19 protein-coding genes are annotated in these 22,810 nt (G+C 34.9%); 17 read left to right on the forward strand and 2 right to left on the reverse strand.

Annotation, left to right across the window (positions count from 1 at the left end; translation table 11 throughout):
- The first annotated feature begins 423 nt into the window (after positions 1–423).
- From JGH11_RS00550 to JGH11_RS00570, 5 genes are all read left to right on the forward strand, one after another.
- On the forward strand, positions 424–1,872 hold the full coding sequence (locus tag JGH11_RS00550; RefSeq protein ID WP_201109603.1) for a CCA tRNA nucleotidyltransferase: 1,449 nt from the start codon (positions 424–426) through the stop codon (positions 1,870–1,872).
- The gene (locus JGH11_RS00555) at positions 1,869–3,017 is read left to right on the forward strand and encodes a glycosyltransferase (RefSeq protein ID WP_201109604.1); all 1,149 of its coding nucleotides are present in this window, start codon (positions 1,869–1,871) and stop codon (positions 3,015–3,017) included. The genes JGH11_RS00550 and JGH11_RS00555 overlap by 4 nt, the downstream gene beginning before the upstream one ends.
- Positions 3,018–3,025: 8 nt before the next feature.
- The gene (locus JGH11_RS00560; protein WP_201109605.1) at positions 3,026–3,526 is read left to right on the forward strand and encodes a dihydrofolate reductase; all 501 of its coding nucleotides are present in this window, start codon (positions 3,026–3,028) and stop codon (positions 3,524–3,526) included.
- An 82-nt stretch (positions 3,527–3,608) separates the two neighbouring features.
- Complete coding sequence (rpmH, locus tag JGH11_RS00565; protein ID WP_081852563.1) at positions 3,609–3,761, forward strand: 50S ribosomal protein L34; 153 nt, start codon at positions 3,609–3,611, stop codon at positions 3,759–3,761.
- An 86-nt stretch (positions 3,762–3,847) separates the two neighbouring features.
- Positions 3,848–4,345: a CvpA family protein gene (locus JGH11_RS00570; protein WP_201109606.1), complete on the forward strand. Its 498-nt coding sequence runs from the start codon at positions 3,848–3,850 to the stop codon at positions 4,343–4,345.
- Here the strand turns inward: JGH11_RS00570 and trxA are convergent.
- Entirely contained in the window at positions 4,338–4,778 is a 441-nt protein-coding gene (trxA, locus tag JGH11_RS00575; protein ID WP_201109607.1) for a thioredoxin, read from the reverse strand. The two genes, JGH11_RS00570 and trxA, sit on opposite strands and share 8 nt — an antisense overlap.
- A 151-nt stretch (positions 4,779–4,929) precedes the next feature.
- Here trxA and JGH11_RS00580 point away from each other — a divergent pair, with 151 nt between their 5' ends.
- Genes JGH11_RS00580 through JGH11_RS00595 form a run of 4 tightly spaced genes read left to right on the forward strand, consistent with a single transcriptional unit; the run spans position 4,930 to position 7,848 of the window.
- A complete protein-coding gene (locus JGH11_RS00580; RefSeq protein ID WP_201109608.1) occupies positions 4,930–5,760 on the forward strand; it encodes a 1-acyl-sn-glycerol-3-phosphate acyltransferase in 831 nt (276 codons plus the stop codon).
- 3 nt (positions 5,761–5,763) lie between these two features.
- Complete coding sequence (locus JGH11_RS00585) at positions 5,764–6,828, forward strand: GNAT family N-acetyltransferase (RefSeq protein WP_201109609.1); 1,065 nt, start codon at positions 5,764–5,766, stop codon at positions 6,826–6,828.
- Positions 6,776–7,255 carry a methylated-DNA--[protein]-cysteine S-methyltransferase gene (locus JGH11_RS00590; RefSeq protein ID WP_201109610.1) on the forward strand — a complete coding sequence of 160 codons (480 nt, stop codon included), beginning with the start codon at positions 6,776–6,778 and terminating at the stop codon, positions 7,253–7,255. Before JGH11_RS00585 ends, JGH11_RS00590 begins: the two co-directional genes overlap by 53 nt.
- Before the next feature lie 14 nt (positions 7,256–7,269).
- On the forward strand, positions 7,270–7,848 hold the full coding sequence (locus tag JGH11_RS00595) for a Maf-like protein (RefSeq protein WP_201109611.1): 579 nt from the start codon (positions 7,270–7,272) through the stop codon (positions 7,846–7,848).
- A 5-nt stretch (positions 7,849–7,853) separates the two neighbouring features.
- On the opposite strand, the gene JGH11_RS00600 is transcribed toward JGH11_RS00595, so the two are convergent.
- Entirely contained in the window at positions 7,854–11,903 is a 4,050-nt protein-coding gene (locus JGH11_RS00600; protein ID WP_201109612.1) for a two-component regulator propeller domain-containing protein, read from the reverse strand.
- A 232-nt stretch (positions 11,904–12,135) separates the two neighbouring features.
- Between JGH11_RS00600 and JGH11_RS00605 the strand changes: the two genes are divergently transcribed.
- From JGH11_RS00605 to JGH11_RS00640, 8 genes are all read left to right on the forward strand, one after another.
- The gene (locus tag JGH11_RS00605) at positions 12,136–13,326 is read left to right on the forward strand and encodes a glycoside hydrolase family 76 protein (protein ID WP_201109613.1); all 1,191 of its coding nucleotides are present in this window, start codon (positions 12,136–12,138) and stop codon (positions 13,324–13,326) included.
- A gap of 70 nt (positions 13,327–13,396) precedes the next feature.
- Positions 13,397–14,836, forward strand: coding sequence for a glycoside hydrolase family 125 protein (locus JGH11_RS00610; RefSeq protein ID WP_370567545.1), 1,440 nt, complete (start codon positions 13,397–13,399; stop codon positions 14,834–14,836).
- Between the two features lie 134 nt (positions 14,837–14,970).
- Positions 14,971–16,122 carry a HAMP domain-containing sensor histidine kinase gene (locus tag JGH11_RS00615; RefSeq protein WP_201109615.1) on the forward strand — a complete coding sequence of 384 codons (1,152 nt, stop codon included), beginning with the start codon at positions 14,971–14,973 and terminating at the stop codon, positions 16,120–16,122.
- 93 nt (positions 16,123–16,215) lie between these two features.
- Positions 16,216–17,598, forward strand: a complete 1,383-nt coding sequence (locus JGH11_RS00620; protein ID WP_201109616.1) for an MFS transporter — start codon at positions 16,216–16,218, stop codon at positions 17,596–17,598.
- A gap of 124 nt (positions 17,599–17,722) precedes the next feature.
- On the forward strand, positions 17,723–18,214 hold the full coding sequence (locus JGH11_RS00625) for an RNA polymerase sigma factor (RefSeq protein ID WP_201109617.1): 492 nt from the start codon (positions 17,723–17,725) through the stop codon (positions 18,212–18,214).
- A gap of 13 nt (positions 18,215–18,227) precedes the next feature.
- Positions 18,228–18,827: a hypothetical protein gene (locus JGH11_RS00630; RefSeq protein ID WP_201109618.1), complete on the forward strand. Its 600-nt coding sequence runs from the start codon at positions 18,228–18,230 to the stop codon at positions 18,825–18,827.
- A 152-nt stretch (positions 18,828–18,979) separates the two neighbouring features.
- Positions 18,980–21,541: a DUF2339 domain-containing protein gene (locus tag JGH11_RS00635; RefSeq protein WP_201109619.1), complete on the forward strand. Its 2,562-nt coding sequence runs from the start codon at positions 18,980–18,982 to the stop codon at positions 21,539–21,541.
- A 10-nt stretch (positions 21,542–21,551) separates the two neighbouring features.
- Positions 21,552–22,769, forward strand: a complete 1,218-nt coding sequence (locus tag JGH11_RS00640) for a hypothetical protein (protein ID WP_201109620.1) — start codon at positions 21,552–21,554, stop codon at positions 22,767–22,769.
- Positions 22,770–22,810: the final 41 nt, after the last annotated feature.

Consider the following 22,810-nt stretch of genomic DNA (forward strand, 5'->3'; position numbering starts at 1 on the left):
TTTTGTTTGATTATTCTTTTCGTAAAAGAAAAATGTAAGCATTTTATAGAAATACATATTTTAAGGACACCAACTGAGATAAATGACTAATCAGATTGAATTTAATAGTTTTTTGTCAATATGGATGATCTTGTAGTGTCACTATTACTTTTATTCTGTGGCATGATAGTTTGGTGGCTTTTTCACTATTTAATTTTTTGCGGCGAACAGATAGATGTCCACCTTGGTTGCTTATTTGTGTTCCACTCATTAACAACAGATGAGTGCTAATTGCCACTTACTTAGTGAGAAAATGAAAAGGACTGGAGTGTTAGAATGATTTTGCTGACAGAATTATTATCTTTGCAGTCCTTGTTAGTTAGAACCATCTAAATCTCTAAGGATTAAAATTGCTCCATCTTAGAAAGCTACTTTATAAGTATAATGATAGATAATTCGGAATTTAATATAGAAAATTGGTTGCAGAATAAATTCTCCGCACAGATTTTTGAAATAATATCTCAGGTTGCTGATGATATGCATTTGGAATGCTATGCAATAGGAGGGTATGTACGTGATATTTTTTTACATCGCCCATCTAAAGATATTGATATAGTAACGGTAGGTAAGGGTATAAAATTAGCTGAGGCTGTAGCAAAAGTATTAGGGCGAAAAGCTCATCTTTCAGTTTTTAAGAACTTTGGAACCGCTCAAATAAAATATAAAGATATTGAGGTCGAGTTTGTAGGTGCCCGTCGTGAATCGTATCAGAGAGATTCACGTAAACCTATAGTAGAAGACGGAACGCTTGAAGATGATCAGAATCGTCGCGATTTTACAATAAATGCTTTAGCTGTATGTCTTAATAGAGATAGATTTGGTGAATTATTAGACCCTTTCGGCGGACTAAAGGATATGGAGAACTTGATAATTCGTACACCTCTGGATCCTGATATAACATTTAGTGACGATCCTTTGCGTATGATGCGGGCTATTCGTTTCTCTTCTCAATTAGGCTTTGATATCGAGCATGAAACTTTCGATGCTATAACTCGCAATAAAGAACGTATCAATATTATTTCAGGAGAAAGAATAATTGACGAATTGAATAAAATAGTGTTATCTCCAAGGCCATCTGTGGGCTTTTTGCAATTGGATAAAACAGGCTTGCTACCTATTATTTTCCCTGAATTAGTGGCATTAAAAGGTGCTGAAACTAAAGAAGGGGTTGGACATAAAGATAATTTTTATCATACACTCGTTGTTTTAGATAATATAGCTAAACATACCAATGATTTATGGTTGCGATGGGCAGCGATTCTACATGATATAGCAAAGCCTGCGACTAAGCGATTCGATCCTAAGCTTGGTTGGACCTTTCATAATCATAACTTTATAGGAGAAAAGATGATTCCCGGAATATTCCGAAGGATGAAGCTCCCTTTGAATGAGAAAATGAAGTATGTACAGAAGATGGTGACTTTACATATGCGTCCACAGGTGCTGGTCGATGAGGATATCTCAGATTCAGCAGTACGTCGTCTTTTATTTGAGGCGGGTAATGATATTGAAGATTTGATGACCTTGTGCGAGGCAGATATAACATCGAAAAATCCGGAAAAAGTACGTCGTTATCTACGTAATTTTGAAATTGTACGTCAGAAGTTGAAAGATATTGAAGAAAAAGATCATGTCCGTAATTTTCAACCGCCAATAGGAGGAGAAGAGATTATGGATATATTTGCTCTTCCGCCCGGACCGGAAGTAGGTAGATTGAAGTCCTCAGTAAAGGATGCCATATTGGATGGTGTTATACCGAATGAATACGAAGCGGCCTATAAATATATAGTTGAGAAAGCAAAAAAAATAGGATTGAAGCCTGTGAAGAAATGAAAAAGAAAAACTTTACTCTTATATTAATCCATTTCGATAAGGAGCATTTTGGAAAGGATTTTTTTCTGCTTCCATTTTACATAAAGCAGGTTTATGATATGGATGTTACTATTGTATACCCTCAGACCCATCTGAATGAAGATATGCCGACAACATTAAGAGGAGTGAAGTTATATCCCATAAAACATGCCGAGAATAAAAGTTTGAATTTGTATTTTTTGAAAGTAGCTTTTTATTTATTCAAAAATGCGAGAAAGATTGATGTTTTAATGACTTTCCATATCTTTATGAGGGCAGGGAAAATAGCATTGCTTTACAAGTTGTTGAATCCTAAAGGAAAATCGTACGTTAAGTTAGATATTCCTATCTATATTGCAGATCGTATTTCAGCATTTTTCAATAATGGAGGAATAAAGGCTAAACTCAAAAAGAAGGCTTATAAGTCTTATTTTAAAAATGTGGATTTATTTTCTTGCGAAAGTACGGATGCTTATAATCGTTTGTTTAATGATGAAAGTTTAGCCCCTTATTTTAAGGATAAACTTATTATATTAGAAAATGGTTGCGATGATCAATTGATAGGTGAATTAGGCGTTTCTGCAAGGGGATTTGATGAAAAAGAAAATGTATTTATAACTGTCGGACGATTAGGTACTTTCGAAAAGCATACCGAGTTGTTTATGCAAGCTCTTGAGAAGACAGGAATGAAAGGTTGGAAGGCTTATTTAATTGGTCCAATACAGGAAGAATTTAAAGAGTATATAGATAATTTCTTTCTGCGCAATCCACATTTGAAAGAGAACGTTGTATTTATAGGGGCTATTTATGATAAAAAAATATTGTGGGATATATATAGTAAAGCTAAAGTGTTTGTCCTTTCTTCCAGAACAGAGAGTTCGGGGATTGTTCTGTACGAAGCTAAAATATTTAAGAACTATATAGTTACTACCCCTGTAGGTGCTTCGGCCGATGTTGTTGGCGATGGGTGCGGATGCACTACAGATATGAATGATCCAGCGGTTTTGTCGGATATCCTGAATAGTATCATCTTAGGGAAGAGAAAAATAGATGTGTATGAAGGTATAGATATCACACAATTATATTGGAGTAATCAAGTTAAAAAGTTGAATTTGATTTTAAAGTGAAAATTAATATGGGAAAAATATCAATAATAGTGGCGGCAGACGAGAATAACGCAATAGGTAAAGATAATAATCTACTATGTTATTTGCCTAACGATTTAAAATATTTTAAATCTATAACAGATGGGCACTCTGTGATTATGGGACGTAAGACGTTTGAGTCTTTACCGAAAGGTGCATTGCCAAATCGGCGCAATATTGTTATAACCAGAAATAAGGATTTACGGTTTGACCGCTGCGAAATGTGTTCCTCGATAGAGGAGGCTATAGCTCTGTGTGAAGATGAGACAGAGGTTTTTATCATAGGTGGTGGTTCAGTCTATAGGGAAGCAATGAAATATGCAGATAAACTTTATCTGACACGTATACATCATTCTTTCGAGGGCGCTGATACATTCTTTCCGGAAATAAATGCTTCGATATGGAATAAAGCATCTGAAGAGGATCATACTGTTGATGAAAAGCATAAATATGACTATAGTTTTATCACTTTCAATAAAATAAAACGTTAATATACTTGCTTATATTAAATAAACATCCTATTTTTGCAACCCGAAACTCGAAGGAAAATAATAACAGAAAATATATATAGAGATGAAAAGAACTTTTCAACCATCAAACAGAAAAAGAAAAAACAAACATGGTTTTCGCTCTAGAATGGCTACTGCAAATGGACGTAGAGTGCTTGCAGCCCGCAGAGCAAAAGGTAGAGCAAAACTTTCAGTTTCTGACGAATACAGCAAATAATATTCTTTAGTAAGATTTATTGCTTAAATATACGAAGTAGGAATTATGATAATAATTCTTACTTTTGTTGTATATAGTCACTCGTTATGATTTTAAGTTGGTTTGATCTGGTTGTTGTAATACTTATATTAATGACCCTTGTTAAGGGTTTCTTCTCTGGTCTCGTAATGCAGGTTGCATCCTTGGCCGGGATTGTATTAGGTGCAATATTTGCTGGAAAACTATCCGAGTTATTTGCACCAAAACTAATTGAATTTACCAATAGTTCTCCCCATATAACAGGTCCTCTTTCTTATATTCTTGCTTTTATAGCTATTCTGGTTGTTTTGTTTCTTACCGGTAAATTGCTGGAGTCGTTTGTTGATGCTTTGAAAATGAACACTCTGAATCGGTTAGCTGGAGCGTTGTTCTGTGCAGCAAAGTGGCTTGTTGTTTTTAGTATCCTGCTAAATCTTATAGTTGAGTTTGATCAACAGAAGCAAATAATAAAAGAGGATGTGCGTCAACAATCTCACACCTATCCTCTTGTGTCTGAAATCTCAAAAGCTGTGATACCTTATCTTCGTTTCGATTGGTTTAATTAGCTTTCTTTTCCGAATATTTATCAATAATCTCTACCAATTTATCCTTCGATACCAATCCCATAATACGGTCTACCTCTTTACCATCCTTATAGACTACGATAGTCGGTAAAGCTTGTATACCATTGTCTATCGCAAACTTTTTATAATTATCGACATTTAACTTGCCTATTTTTACAGAGTTCTTATATTCAGATGCTACTTCATCAAGTATAGGTGCCATTTTGCGGCAAGGCCCACACCAAGCTGCCCAAAAGTCGACGAAAACAAGCCCCTTTGCTGTTTCTCCACTATAATTAGATGCTGATAACGTCACTATAGGAGATTTATCCTTTTTAGGTTCATCCAGTATTTTAGCTGAGATATTACTGCTGTAAAGCATTAGCAAAGCTACTAAAGCAAGACTTAGACCACGGAATAATATTTTTTTGTTCATTACTCTATTTTTATTTTTAATATAAGATCACAAATATAATAGGTAAATTCAATTAAAAGGAATCCCTTATCACTATTTATTCTTTTTTCAGGTAATTATAACTCAAAATAAATTATTTTTGTAATAGAAAGGTTATTAGACTATTTTAGGAATGAATCAGACTCCCCTAGTATTGGACTTAGATAAAGTTTTGGAAGAGAAGGCACCGAAGATTTATAATAAAATTCCCAGATTTATTATAAATTATCTAAAGCGTAAAGTGCACATAGACGAATTGAACGAGATACTTCGTATATATGCCGACAAAGAGGGGGTTGATTTTATGCAGGCTGTTGTTGGTTATTTCAATCTTAAGCTAGATGTATACGGCCTTGAAAATATACCCCAAGAAGGGCGTTTTATTTTTGCTTCAAATCATCCTTTAGGCGGACTCGATGGTATTTGTTTATCGGCTGTAGTTGGCGAAAGATATGATAAAAGAATAAAGTATGTAGTGAATGATGTTCTTTATTTTATAAGAAACCTACAGCCGATATTCTTACCGGTTAATAAATACGGCCGGCAATCAAAGCAAGCAACAACAACTCTAAACGAAGCTTATGAGTCTGATGACCAGATTATCACTTTCCCGGCAGGGCTTTGCTCACGAAAGACCAAGGGAGCGATATGCGATCTTCCGTGGCAAAAAAATTTTATAGTAAAAGCTATAGATTCTAAACGGGATATTGTACCTGTTTATTTTAATGCGAAAAATTCAAACTTTTTCTATTGGTTTGCCAATATAAGGAAATCTTTAGGGATAAAGTTTAATATAGAGTTAATCCTACTGCCAGATGAGATGTTTAAGAACAAGAATACAAATTTTTCCATTACCTTTGGAGAGCCGATTCCGTATTCTCGTTTCGATAATACAAAGAATACCTCACAATGGGCTGAATATGTAAAGAATATAGCTTATAATCTGGCAGAAACTAAAAAATAAAAGATGGATACAATCATCTCTCCAATAGATAAGAGCTTATTAAAGGCTGAACTGACAAAAGACAAATTCTTGAGGCACACCAACAAGGCCAATAATGAAATCTATATAGTTACACATCATAATTCACCTAATGTGATGCTGGAGATTGGTAGATTGCGTGAAATAGCTTTCCGTTATTACGGAGGAGGAACAGGTAAGGCTACCGATATAGATGAATACGATACAATGGATAATCCGTACAAGCAATTGATAGTATGGAATCCGGATGCCGAAGAGATAATAGGTGGTTATCGTTTTATCTGTGGACCTGACATTTGTTTCGATGATAATGGAGAACCTATCTTGGCTACATCGCATTTGTTTCATTTCTCTAAAAAGTTTATAGATGAGTATCTCCCTTGTACATTTGAATTAGGACGTTCATTCGTAACTTTAGAGTATCAGTCCACTTTGGCAGGCTCGAAGGGTATTTTTGCTCTCGATAATCTATGGGACGGGCTTGGCGCTCTTTCTGTAGCCGATCCCTCAATGAAATATTTCTTCGGGAAAGTAACAATGTATGATACTTATAATACGCAGGCGCGGGATATGATACTTTATTTTATGAATAAATATTTTCCCGATCCGGATAGATTGGTCTTCCCTAAGCAAGCATTGAATATTGGAACAGATATAAGGAAGCTTATAAAATTATTCGATGGAGAAACATTCAAGCTTGATTATAAAATATTAAATACCTCGGTTCGGAAGTTAGGACTTAATATTCCTCCGTTGGTAAATGCTTACATCAGTCTCTCCCCTCAAATGAAAGTATTTGGTACAGCTGTAAATGATACATTTGGAAATGTAGAAGAAACAGGAATACTTATCAATGTAGACGAAATACTGGAAGAAAAGAAGAAAAGGCATATTGAATCCTATTTGAGGGACAAACCTTCAAAACGCTTTCTTAAGCGTCTCCGTCAAATGATAAATTGGAGTTGGTCGAGGAATGAAAATAAACCCAAGAAAAAGAATGAAGGCTTTTTTACAATCACCCGTCGGAGTAATAGAGATAGAAGAGAATGACGGATATATCTCCTCTGTCAGATTTGTTTCTGAAATGCCTGAAGTAAAGGCTCCACTATCCAATATCCTTAATCAGGCCATCAATCAGTTAGAGGAATACTTTTCCGGCGAGAGAAAAATATTTGATCTTCCTCTAAAACAAGCAGGAACCCCTTTTCAGGAAAAATCATGGGATTACTTGATGACAATTCCTTATGGTAAAACAGTATCATATAAAGACGAAGCTATTGCGATCGGTTCTCCTAAGGGATGTCGGGCAGTTGGTTCCGCAAATGGTAAAAATAATATAGCTATCATAGTTCCTTGCCATCGTGTTATAAATGAGGGAAAAGGTTTAGGAGGTTATGCTTATGGTTTGGATGTGAAGAAATATTTGTTAAAGTTTGAATCTCAGAGTATTGATGCAACGTTATTTGGGCCGATGTAATTTAAATTATAAGAATGTTAGATTTATCTCAATATAAAATAGTATTGGCCTCTAATTCGCCACGACGAAAAGAGCTGCTTTCGGGTCTTGATGTTGATTATGTAATAAAGATATTGCCGGATATAGATGAGGATTATCCCGATGATTTAAAGGGGGAAGATATTGCAATCTACATTGCAAAAGAAAAGGCAAATGCTTATTTAGATTTTCTGGAAGAAGATACCTTACTTATAACTGCTGATACAATTGTATTGTTGGGCGATAAAGTCTATGGTAAACCAATTGATGAGGATGAAGCTAAACAAATGCTTCGTGACTTGTCAGGAAATACACATAAAGTACTGACCGGAGTTTGTATTACAACAAAGCAACAGCAGAAAACATTTGCAGTGTCTTCCGATGTGCGATTTGCCAAACTTGAAGATGACGAAATAGATTATTATGTAACCAAGTATAAGCCTCTGGATAAAGCAGGGGCATATGGTGTTCAGGAATGGATCGGGTATATTGCAGTCGAATATATTTCGGGTTCCTATTTCAATATAATGGGTTTACCAATACAGCGTCTCTATCAAGAACTGAAATGTTTCTGATCTGTTTATAGATCGGATATCTCCTTATCCCTATATTCTTTAGGGGTACATCCAAATTTCTGTGAAAATGACCGAAAGAAGGTTGCTCTATTAGAGAATCCCGATTTATATATAATCTCATCAATAGTTAGTTTTGTATTAATGAGTAAATTGCGGGCGATATGCAATCTACTATCTTTAATCATATCAGTCGGACTATCACTATTGATTTCACTCAATTTTCTATAAAGGTGGCGAGGACTCATATTTAGCTCATCAGCTATAAATTGAGCAGATAGCTTCTTGTTTGTAATGTTCTTCTCGATGATATCGAGGATGTCTTGTATAAACTTAGTATTTTCTTTATGAGTCATTTTACCTTCAGAAAGGTCATAAGCACTTAAAGGTGAATGGAAGTAGTCCTTCAATGTCTCCTTCCTTGAAATGAGGTGTTTTACCGATGTAGCTAAATAGTCAACGTTGAATGGCTTGGTAATATACATCTCTGCCCCTGACGCAAGGCCCTCTATTTGCTCTTCTACTGCATGTTTTGCGGAGACAAGTATCATCGGTATGTGAGCAGTTTTCTTGTCTGCTTTTATTGTTTTGGCCAAAGCTATACCATCTATTGCAGGCATCATTACATCACATATAATAATGTCGGGATGCATCTTTAATAAAATGTTTTCTACTTCCAATGGTTTGTTTACAGGGATTGTATTATACTCATTAGCAAATATTTCATTTATAAACCAAAGAATTTCTATGTCGTCATCTATAATCAGTATAGTAGGTTTTGATTTGTCAAACTCATATTCGGGTAATTCGATTGAGGGTTCATAGTCTTTCCTCCGGTTTAATTCAGGATAAATATTATTTATCTCATTCTGGGCGATTGATACTTCTTTTTCAGGTAAAGAGACAATAAACTCTGTTTCTTTATTTAGTTCGCTATTAACCTTAATAGTTCCTCCTAGTAGTTTCACCATACTATTACATATTGCCAATCCCAGACCATTACGCGATGAGTTATTTTTGACATCCTGATTCTCAAAGTTGTCTAGGATGCTGTATCGGTCGAATATATGATTCAGGTCTTTCTCTTTGATCCCTTTTCCCGTATTGCATACTATTATTTGTAGGATTCCGTCTTGAATAGCCACATCTATTCGTATTTGTCCATCAACCGGCGTATATTTGAAGGCGTTGGATACTAGATTAGTTATGATGGTATATATAAATCCCTTATCGGAATTCCAAATAAGAGGTTCACTAATATTGCAAATGAATTCAATATTATTTGACTCGGATAGATCGTAGAATGAGCTGCTTATATCATTTACTATGGCTGCAATTTGCAGGCTTTCTATTTGAGGTAATTTATTGCCGGTCTCAATTCTTCTAAATTCGATCAGGTCTTGAATAAGGTCGTTGAGTCTTTCAGCATTACGCTGAATTAACTGTGTATATTTTCTTACAAACCGATCAGAGCCACTATGTGATAAGATACGGTCGCAAGGTCCGTAAATTAGGGTAAGAGGTGTGCAGAATTCGTGGGCTATATTTGTGAAAAAGCTGAGTTTCGATTCATATACTTCTTCCTGATGTTGTTGTTTGATTTTTTTTAGTGTCTCTAATTTCCTTTTTCGATCTTTTTCGATCATCGTTTTTATAAGTAGTGTAATACAGGCAAATATAGCTAATATATATATAACATAAGCCCACCACGACATGTACCATGGAGGAAGTATTTTTATAGTAATGGAGTATGCGGGGCTTTCGTTTCCTGTAAGTCTATTCTTGTATTTGATGGATAAAGTGTATGTTCCCGGGGATAGATTAGTAAAAGAGGCACTATTTGATGAACCGTTTTCTATCCATTGTGTACCTAGGTTATCCAGTTTGTAGAAGTAGGAGTAATTATTCCCATTAATATAATCCAGAGCAGTGAATGAAATAGAAAAGAAGTTTTGGTTATAATTCAAATTGAGGATATTCCTATCGTGCCTATTTTCGATAAAATCGGATATATTCTTTTCTTTTCCAAATATAGAAAGATTATCAAAATATATCTTAGGTAGATATTCCTGCTGAGGTGTTTCTGTTTCGGTAAAGGATACGAATCCATTGATTCCTCCAAAAAAGATAGTAGCAGTTGTTTCGTCATAAAAAGATGCTCCATCACTGAATTCAGTAACCTGTAACCCATTTAAATTATTATAAACCTGGAAATCTTCATTCTCGGTATCGAATTTTACAATTCCATTATTTGTACTCAACCAAAGGTTGTTCTTAGAGTCCTTGAGTATTCCATGTATTGTATTATTGGGAAAACCGTTCGCTTCGTTATATATTACATTTTCTCCATTTTTAGTGTGTTTTACAAGGCCAAAGCTAGTACCGAACCAGAAGTTGTCATTTGAATCTTTGACTATAGAGAATATATCATTTAATGTTTGATTATTTCCTGAATTATCCAATAGTAAGGTGGATGTACTCAAGTCTCGGGTGTCTACTCGGATTGCACCATAGCCTCTGTTGCCAAACCAGATGGCAGTCTCGTTTTCTTTGTATAATGTAAAGAAAAAGTTATACATACCCTTTGCTCCATGAATTGTAAGCCTATTTGTACCTTTCAATGTAGGAGAATTTTCCGAACCGGATATTTTTGCTTTAACAATTCCTGTACCTACCGTTGCAATCCATAGTGTCGTATCGTTTGCTTCATGTATTGCATGTACGTATTTTATAGGTACACCATCTACATTAGCTTCTATATTTCTTATTTCTTTATCTTTATAGGAGTAGTAATTGATCCCGTTTTCACCTCCTATCCATAGTATATTCCTGCTGCTTTTTGCAAAAGTAAAAATTGAGTTATCTTTTAAAGTGCTATTCTCGGCAGTATAGTATTTTACCGGAATATCAGATAATGGTTTGTCAGGTGTGTAATTTTGAAACTTAAGTATGCCGTCACCTTTGGTTCCTATCCATAAAGATTGTTCTTTATCTAAATACAAAGCTCTAGCTGGTTTCTCAATTTTGTTAGTGAATGTATTAAATAATACCGATTTAATGGAGTATGTATTATTAGAGTACATGTATACCCCTTGTCCATCTGTGCCTATCCAGAGTAAATCTTGATACTTGTCCTTTAGAAGACAAAATATTCCGCATTTTATACCAATATCCTCGGCTATATAGTTTTGTTCCTTATCCGGTACGTTCTTCAAACGTAAAAGTCCGTTTGTCTTGAATCCGATGAAAAAATCGTTATGATATTTTACAATAGACGTAATCTCTCCATTTTGCTCTATTTTTTGGCTCAGATTAGTAATATAATATTTTTTCTTTTCAATCAGATGGTATTCGTAAAGGGTACGAGTATTGTCTATAAAATAGATGACATCGTTCTTGCCCTTTTCGTGCAGGCAATATAGAATACTGTTGTTATGCTCCAGTCGGTGAGCCAGCGTAAGATGTATGTCTCCATCGTCTCCGATGTTAATTTTATAACTTTGATTATAACTATTTTTTGTGAATATCCATAATAGATTGTCGGAGGTAATAGTAATATTTATAATGCTCTCATATACCAACCCTTTCAATACTATTTTTTTGAAAGATTTTGTTGCTTTATGGTAATAGTATATACAGTTATCCTCTTTTATAATGAATATATTATTATCTCTGTCTTTTTGAATAAAGTATTGCCCCTTAAATTGATTGAAAGATTCTATAGCTCTTCTTTTCTTGTCAAATCTGTCTAGCCCATAATTAGTATATACCCATAGTATCCCATTCTCTGCTTCAATAATATTCTCAATAAGATTTCCCGATAGTTTATTTTCATTATTAGTTGGCTTGTATACTTGTATGTTTATACCATTGAACATATTTAGCCCGTCACATGAGCCAAACCACATAAACCCATCATTATCTTGGCAGATAGATAATATTGCACTGTTGGATAAGCCGTCTCTATTCGAAATCTGTCTTAAATTAAATGCATTAATGTTTTCAAAATATATGAAAGGCAAAATAATATACAAGATATAATATAAGGGCTTTTTCATGACTTTATTTGCTAGTTCCTGAGTATACGAATATGACAAAGATATGAAAATAAGTATTAACTCTTGTCTTTAAAAGCCTATTTTGGTGTGTGTGCTGTAGTATATATTTCGGACAATGTAGTCTAGTATTAAGACTTAGCATTGAGATCTATTTTCAATGATTTACTTTTATTCTGAATTAATTTAAATTTGTAGTGTTCAATTTTATTATTAGATTTAAACCTTTATAACCATGAATAAAAGATATCTTTTAGTGTTGTTTGTTTGCGCTGTAACCCTCCTGAACTGTACACCAAAAGGAGAAGGGAAAAGTATAAATAGTGATCTGGAAAGAGCACATATTACACTTGATTCGTTATACAGTCATTATTCGGTGGCAAATACAAATTTGCTTCGCGAAAACTATCCGTTCGATGATAAGTATACAGCTTCTTATTTGGCATCGGAAGATCAGAAAAATATACCAAACCAGTATTCTTACTTATGGCCTTATTCGGGAACCTTCTCTGCTGTAAATGCAATGTTTGAGACATCCGGAGATAAGCAATATCAAGTTATTTTAGATACAAAAGTTTTGCCGGGTCTGGAAGAATATTTTGATCAGAAAAGAACACCATTTGGATATTCTTCATATATAAATTCAGCACCGGAGTCGGACCGTTTTTATGATGATAATGTCTGGTTGGGAATAGACTTTACTGATACATATATGTTAACAAACGACGAGAAATATCTAAATAAGGCAAAACTTATATGGGATTTTGTTGCAAGCGGAATCGATGAGAAGCTTGGAGGTGGAATATATTGGTGCGAACAGAAAAAAAAATCTAAAAACACATGTTCTAATGCTCCTGGATCGGTCTTTGCATTAAAGCTTTTTATGGCAACTAGAGATAGTCTATATTTCGAACAAGGAAAAAACTTATATGAATGGACTAAAAAAGAGTTGCAGGATCCGTCAGATTATCTTTATTTTGATAATGTAAATCTGGAAGGAAAGATTGGTAAAGCTAAATACCCATACAATAGTGGTCAAATGTTACAAGCTGCCGCTTTGCTGTATAAATTGACAAATAATAAAGAATATCTGACCGATGCTGAAAATATAGCGAAATCAGGACATGATTATTTCTTTCAAGATTTCACGACTGCTGAAGGGCAATCTTTTAAAATATTAAAAAGAAGCGATGTATGGTTTATTGCCGTTATGCTTCGTGGATATATAGAGCTATACAATTTGGATAACAATAAGACATATTTGGATTCTTTTCAGAAAAGCCTTGATTATGCATGGACACATACCCGCGATAATAATGGCTTGTTTAATGTAGACTGGACCGGAGAACAAAAAGACGATAAAAAATGGTTGCTTACTCAGGCGGCTATGATAGAAATGTATGGTCGTATGGCAGGAATAAAGTAAGGGGTAAATAAATTTTAAATAAATATACAAATACTAAGAAATGAGAAAATGTTATGTTAGTGCGTGTGCAATGATTGCCGCACTATTGATAGGAGGAAGTGCCAATGCTTCTGAACCAATAGCTTTAGTGCAGGATAATACTGCAATTAGCACGCCGGCTCCCTACAAGAGTAACCGTCCTGCAATAAAAGATCGTCTTTTTACTTCTAAAGCTGTAGAAAGCGAAATCGTACGTGTAAAGAAACTTCTGACTAATCCTAAACTTGCATGGATGTTTGAAAACTGTTTCCCTAATACGCTGGATACAACAGTGCGTTACCGTAAAACGGATGGTAAAGACGATACGGTTGTTTATACAGGAGATATCCACGCTATGTGGTTGCGCGATTCAGGAGCTCAGGTATGGCCTTATGTACAATTGGCTAATAATGATCCTGAGTTGAAAGCAATGCTTGCCGGAACAATTCGCCGTCAGTTTAAATGTATCATTATCGATCCTTATGCAAACGCTTTTTTAGATCCGCACGATCCTAATCCGGATCACCAATGGATGTCTGATGGAACTGATATGAAATTGGAATTGCATGAACGTAAATGGGAAATCGATTCTCTTTGCTATCCTTTGCGTTTGGCTTATCATTACTGGAAAACTACAGGAGATACTTCCGTATTTGATGAAGAGTGGCTACAAGCTATTACATTGATATTACAAACATTCAAAGAGCAACAACGTAAAGATGGTGTTGGCCCGTATAAGTTTTTACGAGTAACAGATCGTCAGCTTGATACATTGAATAATGGCGGACTTGGCAACCCTGTAAATCCTGTTGGACTAATTGTTTCTTGCTTCCGTCCTTCGGATGATGCTACAACATTCCAATTCCTTGTACCATCTAATCTTTTTGCTGTGACATCTTTGAGGAAAGCAGCCGAGATATTAACAGCAGTAAATAATAAACCGGCTTTGGCTAAAGAATGTACCGATCTTGCTCAGGAGGTAGAAACTGCATTGAAAAAACATGCAACATTCAATCATCCAAAATATGGTACTATTTATGCGTTCGAAGTAGATGGCTTTGGAAATAAATATCTAATGGATGATTCTAATGCACCAAGTTTGCTTTCTTCGGCTTATCTTGGCGATGTAGATGTAAATGATCCTATTTACCAAAATACACGTAAATTTGTTTGGAGTCAAGATAACCCTTATTTCTTTAAAGGAAAAGCTGGAGAAGGTATTGGAGGACCTCATATTGGTTACGATATGGTATGGCCGATGAGTATTATGATGAAAGCTTTCACGAGTCAGGACGATAAAGAGATTCAAGCATGTGTAAAGATGCTGCTTGATACCGATGCTGATACCGGATTTATGCACGAATCGTTTCATAAAGACGATCCTAAGAATTTTACACGTTCATGGTTTGCATGGCAAAATACTCTTTTCGGTGAACTTATCCTGAAACTTGTAAATGAAGGTAAAACAGACCTGTTGAACGAAATTAAATAATTACGTTAAGGCTTTATAGTTATTCTAAAGAGACTTATATATTGAACTATCGGTATATAAGTCTTTTTGTTTTGCAGGCTATTAAATCTTTAGTCAGAAACAATCTGAGAAATAAAAACTGCTATCTTTATTGCATGAAATTGTTTGAGAATAACGGGCTTTTATTGAGGTATCTCTTTATTATCGTCGCTGCAATAATAGTTTGCGGCTCGCTTGTTGTTTCTCATTCTTTGGTGACAGACTTGTCTAAAGAAGAGCGTAATAAGATTGAAATATGGGCCGAAGCAACCAAGGAGATGGCAAGTAATGTTGAAAACCTGAATATGATCCTTGTTGTTCAGGTGCTTAATAATAACACTACAATTCCTGTGATCTTATACGATAAGAAAGATAATTTTTATACATCGAACAATATAGACTTACCCGAAACGAACGAGCAGGACTTTTTGAGAGAAAAGGCAATTCAATTTGAGAAAAAACATCCTCCAATTATTATAGAGGTCGAAGATTTCGACCAATATGTGTATTATGACGATTCGTATACGTTAAAGCGTTTACAGTTATATCCTTATGTTCAGTTGGGTGTTCTTCTCCTCTTTATGATAATAGCATTCTTTGCCCTGTTCTCTACTATGAAAATGGAACAGGATCGTTTGTGGGTAGGGCTTTCAAAAGAAACAGCTCATCAGTTAGGCACACCTATATCTTCCTTGTTGGCATGGCTGGAATATCTCAAATTGAAAGAGGTAGATGCAGCGATTGTTTCTGATATGGAAAAAGATGTGAATCGATTACAAATGATAACCGATCGTTTCTCAAAGATAGGTTCTGCACCGGCTCTAGAAGAAAAGGATATTGCAGATATTATTGTTCAAGCAATAAGTTATCTTGAAAAAAGAATATCTAAAAAAGTGATTTTTGAGTTACAATTACCAGATGTGCCTCTTTATGCAAAAGTGAGCGAGCCCCTTCTAAGTTGGGTATTTGAGAATTTGACTAAAAATGCTGTGGATGCAATGGGGGGGCAGGGGAAAATAATATATACCTTAGCCGACAAGGGTAAAGTATTGAGTATTGATATACAAGATACGGGAAAAGGTATTCCCAAATCCAAATTTCGAACAGTTTTTAATCCCGGATATACAACAAAAGCAAGGGGTTGGGGGCTAGGGTTATCTTTAGCTAAGCGTATTATAGATTCCTACCATAAAGGTCACATATATGTAAAAAGCTCAGTTGTAGGCGTCGGTACAACTTTCTGTATCGAGCTGAAAAAGGCTAATTGACATATTACTATAAAGTTAATAGGTTTTGGAAACCAGATTATTTTCTTATTTTTGTAGCTGTTCGTTTAATTTTAACAATTCTATAATTTTCTAATGACTAAATTCTCTAAGGCTTTTTGGGTCGCCAATTCTGTCGAATTACTTGAGCGACTGGCTTACTATGCCGTATTTATTGTAATAACACTTTATTTGTCAAATGTTTGGGGCTTCTCTGATATCGAAGCAGGATTCATATCCGGTATATTCTCGGCTATGCTCTATTTTCTACCAACATTTGCAGGTGCATATGCCGATAAAATAGGATTCAGGTCATCCATAATACTTGCTTTCTCATTGCTTACAGTCGGCTATGCTGGACTAGGCGTTTTACCTACTTTGCTTCAAAGTGCCGGGCTTGTGAGCTATGATATGACTACCACGTTTACAGGACTGGAATCGAGTTATCTTCGCTGGTCTATTGCTCCCATATTGGTGCTGATTGTGATTGGTGGAGCTTTTATCAAGGCTGTTATATCGGGAACCGTAGCTCGTGAAACAACATCCGAAAACAGAGCCAGAGGTTACGCTATCTTCTATATGATGGTAAATATAGGTGCTTTTACGGGTAAAACAGTTGTTGACCCTTTACGCCGCAGTATGGGAGATGAAGGGCTGGTTTATTTGAATTTCTTTTCTGCATCGATGACTTTGATCGCTTTGATTGCAGTATTCTTTTTTTATAAGTCTGTAAAGACAGAGGGGAAAGGCAAAAGTTTTGGCGAAATAGGACATGCACTCTTAAAAGTGTGTATGAACGGACGTTTGATAGCCTTGATATTAATAATTAGTGGATTCTGGATGATTCAAAGCCAGATGTATGCAACTATGCCCAAGTATGTAATACGTATGATAGGCGAGGGGGCTTCTCCCGGATGGTATGCTAATGTAAATCCTCTTGTGGTTTTTGTTTGCGTTAATTTCATAACCTCGTTTATGAAAAGACGGACGGCTTTGGCGTCAATGACTATAGGCATGCTTATTATCCCATTTTCGGCATTAGTAATGTCTTTTGGTAATCAAATAGGGGCCGATTATATTCTTGGCATGCATCCTATTGCCTTTATGATGATTGTAGGTATAGCTATGCAGGCTCTGGCTGAGTGTTTTATTTCTCCGAGATTCCTAGAGTATTTCTCCAAACAGTCTCCTAAAGGAGAGGAGGGTCTTTATCTCGGATTTAGCCATTTACATTCATTTTTTTCTTACCTCTTTGCATTCGGGTTATCAGGGTTCTTATTAGAGCGATACTGTCCCGACCCGAAAGGGTTTGCATCACAAACCGAATATGCTGCTGCGACTGTCAATGCTCATTATATTTGGTATGTTTTTGTGGGTATTGGGCTTATTTCGGCTGTAGCTTTGGTTATATACGGGCAAGTGGTAAGGAATATAGATAAGAAAAAGGAAAATGAGCTGCTTGATAGTATTGGAGAATAAACTAAAAATAGAAATAAATAAAAATCCCATAGTAAAAGCTGCTATGGGATTTTTTGTTTAAAATAATATTTAATAAATGCCATTTTCATCGATTCTTTTCGACTAACATATAAAAAGCAGATTGATGAAAGTTAAAGTTGATTTGGAAAAAGCATTCGTAGATATGATTCGTAGCAATGAACGCATTATCTATAAAGTGTGTTCGTTCTATGTTTCCGATGAACTTCTGATGAGTGATTTATATCAAGAGGTTGTATGTAATCTTTGGTCGGCTTATCCTCGCTTCAGAAACGAAAGTTCAGTTTCGACCTGGATATATAGAATATCTTTGAATACATGTATATCTGGTCTGCGAAAAGATATGCTCAGACCCAAAGGAATATCTGTTTCTTTATTGCAGAACTCATTGGCAGAGTCGGAAAATACGAATGAAAGAATTAAAGAAATGTATAGGCTTATTCATCAGTTGAAATCAATAGAGCGCGCTATAATTCTACTTTGGCTCGAAGAGAAGTCGTATCAGGAGATAGCTGATATAACAGGATTATCTGTCAGTAATGTGGCCACAAAGCTGAAACGGTCTAAAGAAAAATTAAAACAAATGTCGAATCTTTAAGATTAAAAAAGAGATGGAAATAAACGAATTAAAAGATACATGGCTGTTATTAGACGACCGGTTAAAAAAGCAGGAGATATTTAATGAGAATATAATAAAAGAGATGTTGTATACCAAAGCCGATAAATCGTTAAATAAATTGATAAATGCCGAACTGATAGGATTGATTATAGTATTATTGGTCATACCTGTAATATTGCATTGTATCAACAACAAAATAGATTTGCCTGAATATAATATATTCTTATGGGCGATGATTCCAATATGTATATTATTGATCATTTGGCAAGCATTGAAAATTTATAAGCTTACACGGATTGATTTTTTTAAAGCGATAAGTAATAATATCAAGCATACAAATGGCTATAATATATGGATTAAAAGAGAAAAGATGGTGATGATATTATTTGTACCGATTCTCTTCCTGAGTATTACTTACATATATGCACAGTTAAATTTGAACTACACTTTGAGAGGGCTTATGGCATGTATTGGTTTAGTTACTATAATTTTCACTTGCTGGTCATACAAAAAACTATATGACAAAAATATTAAATCGATACTTAAGAGTCTGGATGAATTGAAAGAGTTGAAAGAAACAGAACAAGAATAATATATACGATTTGTTGCTTTAGAATTAAGCTACTGGACTCGGTTTAGGGTTCAGTAGCTTATTTTTTTGTTCTGAAAAGATTGATTGTTGAATATATCACGTATTTTTACAAAATAAGTATTAAGCACAAAATACATCGATAATACACAAACATGGAAGAGTTTTTAATATTTCTACTAGTAATGGTGCTTATAGCACTATTTATTATGCCTATAGTGATATTGGTTAAGATAAGTCTGATGAATAAAGATATGAGCTTCTTGAAGAGCGAAATCAAAGGTGTAAATAATGGTTTTAAGGAATTGAAACACCTATCTGCATCGAAAGAAGATATTCAAAAGATATTGGATATTCTGGATAAGTTGAAAAATAGCCGAAGCATGTTACAGCCGAAGGTTGAAGAAGCCGAGTCGCTTGAAGATATTCATCTGCATAAAGTGATTGAGGAATCGCTTGAAGTAGCTATAAAGCCGCAAACAGAAGAAGTCGAGGAAGAAAATGTAGTTACACCTGAAACAATTAAAGAACCAATAGTTGAAAAGGTATCATTGGAGGTATATCCTCAGCAAGATACATCTCCTTCTTTCGCAGCAATTTCTAATCCTCAGCAAGAAGAACGCTTTGAAGTCGAAGAGCCTTCATCTGCTGTAGAGCAAGAGCTTGTCAATATTTACAATAAAGAATCAGAAAAGAACTTTATTGAACGGATATTAGGTGAAAACTGGCTTAGTAAAGTCGGTATTATAACGCTTGTGCTCGGTATTGCCTTCTTTGTGAAATACGCCATCGATCAGGAGTGGATCAATGAAATCGGGCGTGTAGGAATAGGCCTACTTACGGGAGGGTTGATAGTAGGCATAGCACATAAATTAAGATCGAAATATCAGGTGTTCTCTTCTATTTTGGTAGGCGGTGGAATTTCAGTGTTTTACATTACAATTACCTTAGCATTTAGGGAATATGAGCTATTCAATCAAACGGTTGCTTTTATCCTTTTGATTTTTATTACTATATGTTCAGTAATTCTTTCGCTGCTTTACGATCGTAAAGAATTGGCGATCTTTTCCTTATTGGGTGGATTTGCTTCGCCACTGATGATAAGTACAGGTGCAGGTAACTATATCGTACTGTTCTTATACCTCTTTATTTTGAATTCGGGTATGTTGGTTATCTCCCTTATCAAGAAATGGAGGATTATTGGTATTATAAGCTATATACTTACTCTCATTTTCTTCTGGGTATGGACTATTAGATCGTTCGATGCTCAATTTGGAGGAGCTACCTTGTTCGCTGTACTCTTCTTCTGTCAGTTTTATTTGTTGGCTATTATAGAACATTTCAAGTCGGACAAGAAGGTTACAGCCTATCAGGCGATCTTAATACTCTCAAATAATCTGTCCGTATTTTTGGCCTGTTTGTATATATTCGATGACTATGCTTACGATGTAAGAGGTATTGTAACTATTGCTATAGCTGTAGTTAATGCGATTATTATGTTGGCTCTTTTCAGGAAGAGCGAAGTTAGTCGTAATCTTATATATCTTATCATTGCTGTAGTTATGACATTCGTCAGTCTGGCAATTCCAATACAATTGCGTGGACACGTGATAACTATGTTTTGGGCTGCCGAGGCTGTTTTGTTGCTTTGGTTGTGGCAACGTTCGCAGATTAATGTATTCCGTGCAGGCTTTTTACTGATCAGTGCGCTGACAATAGTATCATATATAATGGATATTAATCATAATTACACCTACGATACTACTTTGCCTATACTGACTAACCGTATATGTATTACCGGTATTGTAGTCATCGCGGGTTTTGTTATTAATTCATTTTTGTTGAGGAAAGAAGATACACACTCTGATATTGAGATTCGGGGCATTGGATTTATATCTGTGGGCCGTATTGTTAAGATTTTCAGCTTTTTTGTTGTTATTCTTACATTCGTTGTTCCTTACCTGGAGCTTAATTATCAATTAGAGCGTTTTACCGATTCCGATCTTACATCAAGTTTCAGATATCTGGCTCTGGCTACTTACACATCGGTTTATATTGCATTATTAGCTTTTATTTACAAGAAAAAACTAGCATCCGGTGCATTTACCTTCTTACTACTGTTTTTAGCAATTCTGCTTTATGCCGTTGCTTATTCTTATGTCGCCATAGATCTTCGTATGGATATTTTTTATCATGGCGAGTACAGTACAAATTATTTTTTGTTACACTTCTTGTCCCTGCCGGCAGTTGCCTATATTATTTACTTATTGGTGAAAAATGTGAAGGCTTTGTCTCCTGATTGGTTTACTCCGTTTTGCTGGGTATTAGTCATATCTTCGGTAGCGATATTAAGTGTCGAATTGGATCATGTTGTAATCCTTCTGTTCGGATATGAAGATAATTATTTCGATTTGTTGTATGATGTACATACTTTTGGTTATCCGATTTTATGGGGATTTTTGGCAATGATACTTATGATATGGGGGCTAAATGGAAAAGAAGTATTACTTCGTAAAATATCACTAATATTTTTCGGTTTGATTATTCTTAAGTTTTATGGTTACGATGTCTGGTATATGTCGCAAACAGGAAGAATAGTTTCGTTTGTTGTATTAGGTGTGATATTGTTGTTGGTCTCTTTCCTTCAGCAAAAGATAAAAGTTTTGATGAAGGACGATACTGAGATAGCAGAAAAAGAAAATAAGGAACAAGAATAAAAAATACAATATGAAGAAGTCTCTATATACATGTATATTATTATTTATTACTTCGGGTATATTTGCTCAGTCTATATGGAAGGCGGATATCTTACCTGTCGAAATAAGTGGATATTACAATGTAAAATTAAGTCAGGAAATAATCGGTTTGTCAGAGGATTTTAGATTGACAGATATTAGAATCAGAGATAAGGATAGTAAAGAGATTCCATATTTTCTTCGTTCTGTAAATCCGGTGGAAGAAATAAGTAGTTTTGAGAATTATGCATTGAAACAGAATATTGTAAAAGATAGTCTCAATATACTGATTATAGATAATAATAAGGGAGAAAATATTTCTCATTTTTATATTGTAGCACAAAACGCGGATGTTACTAAATATGCAAGAGTGAGAGGCAGTAACGATGAGGAACAGTGGTATATTGTTAAACAAGCAACAAGGATATCTGATCTGGGCTATGAAAGAGAACTGAGTGATGAAATTATGATACTCGATATACCTCAAGGAAATTACAAATATTATGAAATTACTCTGTCCAACAATCAGAAGAGTCCGTTGAAAATATTAAGGGTTGGTAAGATTAAGAACTCCAGTATCTACGGACAGTTTACAGAGATTCTCACAGAAGAATTCAATCTGTCGGATAATTCTAAAGATAAGAAAACATATATAACCTTTCCTTCACTAGTAGGTTCATATCGAATAAGTAAGATGGAGTTTAAAGTGAAAAGTAAATTTCAATATCTTCGTCAAACTCGTATTGTCGATAAAGCCAATCATAACAGTGTCGTGTTTGATCTGTCATCTAAAAGTGAAAATACGTTTTTTATCAACGATTTTAAATTGGATAAAGATATTCCGATAGAAATTGAAAATAATGATAATCTGCCACTCTCTATAGATAGTATCAGAGTTTATGGACTCAATCGTTATCTATGCGCCTATCTTGAAGAAGGGAAGTCCTATGGATTATATATTGAGACAGGAAATAATATCCTGCCTGATTACGATATAGAACATTTTCGGAAAGATATCCCGAATGATTTACCTGTGGTTTCCACTCTTGGGTTGGAACAAATTCAATCGGGTGATGATATAGCCAAGAGAGAGCTTTCGTGGATAGAAAAACCTGTGTTTTTATGGGGGGTAATTATTGTTATAGGTCTTTTTCTTGTTTTCGTTTGTGTGAAGATGATTAAGGAATTAAAGATGCGAAATAAGGAGTAAACAATATTAAAACTGATTGTTCTTCATTTATATTTTATAAC

It is taken from the genome of Dysgonomonas sp. Marseille-P4677, assembly GCF_016652235.1.
Lineage (GTDB): Bacteria > Bacteroidota > Bacteroidia > Bacteroidales > Dysgonomonadaceae > Dysgonomonas.

Bases quoted from the DNA above. Each gene is read 5' to 3' on its own strand.
- trxA (WP_201109607.1), bottom strand. From the start codon at position 4,778: ATGAACAAAAAAATATTATTCCGTGGTCTAAGTCTTGCTTTAGTAGCT.
- JGH11_RS00615 (WP_201109615.1), top strand. From the start codon at position 14,971: ATGAAATTGTTTGAGAATAACGGGCTTTTATTGAGGTATCTCTTTATT.
- JGH11_RS00590 (WP_201109610.1), top strand. From the start codon at position 6,776: ATGAAGGCTTTTTTACAATCACCCGTCGGAGTAATAGAGATAGAAGAG.
- JGH11_RS00610 (WP_370567545.1), top strand. From the start codon at position 13,397: ATGATTGCCGCACTATTGATAGGAGGAAGTGCCAATGCTTCTGAACCA.
- JGH11_RS00570 (WP_201109606.1), top strand. From the start codon at position 3,848: ATGATTTTAAGTTGGTTTGATCTGGTTGTTGTAATACTTATATTAATG.
- JGH11_RS00635 (WP_201109619.1), top strand. From the start codon at position 18,980: ATGGAAGAGTTTTTAATATTTCTACTAGTAATGGTGCTTATAGCACTA.
- JGH11_RS00630 (WP_201109618.1), top strand. From the start codon at position 18,228: ATGGAAATAAACGAATTAAAAGATACATGGCTGTTATTAGACGACCGG.
- JGH11_RS00585 (WP_201109609.1), top strand. From the start codon at position 5,764: ATGGATACAATCATCTCTCCAATAGATAAGAGCTTATTAAAGGCTGAA.
- JGH11_RS00555 (WP_201109604.1), top strand. From the start codon at position 1,869: ATGAAAAAGAAAAACTTTACTCTTATATTAATCCATTTCGATAAGGAG.
- JGH11_RS00605 (WP_201109613.1), top strand. From the start codon at position 12,136: ATGAATAAAAGATATCTTTTAGTGTTGTTTGTTTGCGCTGTAACCCTC.
- JGH11_RS00560 (WP_201109605.1), top strand. From the start codon at position 3,026: ATGGGAAAAATATCAATAATAGTGGCGGCAGACGAGAATAACGCAATA.
- JGH11_RS00595 (WP_201109611.1), top strand. From the start codon at position 7,270: ATGTTAGATTTATCTCAATATAAAATAGTATTGGCCTCTAATTCGCCA.
- JGH11_RS00640 (WP_201109620.1), top strand. From the start codon at position 21,552: ATGAAGAAGTCTCTATATACATGTATATTATTATTTATTACTTCGGGT.
- JGH11_RS00600 (WP_201109612.1), bottom strand. From the start codon at position 11,903: ATGAAAAAGCCCTTATATTATATCTTGTATATTATTTTGCCTTTCATA.
- JGH11_RS00620 (WP_201109616.1), top strand. From the start codon at position 16,216: ATGACTAAATTCTCTAAGGCTTTTTGGGTCGCCAATTCTGTCGAATTA.
- rpmH (WP_081852563.1), top strand. From the start codon at position 3,609: ATGAAAAGAACTTTTCAACCATCAAACAGAAAAAGAAAAAACAAACAT.
- JGH11_RS00580 (WP_201109608.1), top strand. From the start codon at position 4,930: ATGAATCAGACTCCCCTAGTATTGGACTTAGATAAAGTTTTGGAAGAG.
- JGH11_RS00625 (WP_201109617.1), top strand. From the start codon at position 17,723: ATGAAAGTTAAAGTTGATTTGGAAAAAGCATTCGTAGATATGATTCGT.
- JGH11_RS00550 (WP_201109603.1), top strand. From the start codon at position 424: ATGATAGATAATTCGGAATTTAATATAGAAAATTGGTTGCAGAATAAA.